This is a genomic window from Paenibacillus popilliae ATCC 14706 (assembly GCF_000315235.1).
Classification (GTDB): Bacteria; Bacillota; Bacilli; order Paenibacillales; family Paenibacillaceae; genus Paenibacillus_B; species Paenibacillus_B popilliae.
In genome coordinates this window covers 1-479 of record NZ_BALG01000359.1, presented here as the reverse complement: position 1 = coordinate 479, position 479 = coordinate 1, and the positions used below count along the sequence as shown (strand labels likewise).

Genomic DNA, 479 nt, shown 5'->3' with positions numbered 1-479 from the left:
GCCGGCTGCAGCAGAACTTGCCATCATGTATTCGTTGCTGCAGTCCGAGATGGACAGAGCATTTCCAGATACAGCGGCTGACATCGACTTGACGCTCAAGGCAAAGGAGCGAAGCGTGTTCCGCCTGCCAGCAACAGCAGCCGTTCGTAAAGGGATATTTACAGGTGCAGACGGTTTAGGGTTAGATGTACCGCTCGGCTCTCGATTTTCGGGCGGCGATGTAAACTATGTCGCGACTGAACGCGTAGATGCTGGTGCATTTCGACTGACTGCCGAAGAGCTAGGCAGCATCGGTAATGAGTACGCAGGAATACTCTTCCCTATTGACTACATTGACGGCTTAGCAAGCGCTACGCTCACGGAAGTGCTGATTTACGGAGAGAACGAAGAAACGGATGAATCGCTACGTGAGCGATATTACGAATCTTTGCGGGCTTTGGCATTTGGCGGCAACGTAGCCGATTATAGAGCTAAAACGG

At 52.0% G+C, this 479-nt stretch carries 1 protein-coding gene; it reads left to right on the top strand.

Going from position 1 to position 479, the window contains the following annotated elements:
- Nucleotides 1-25: 25 nt before the first annotated feature.
- The coding region (locus PPOP_RS17375) for a baseplate J/gp47 family protein (RefSeq protein ID WP_199898995.1) at nucleotides 26-479 on the top strand (454 nt) is incomplete at its 3' end.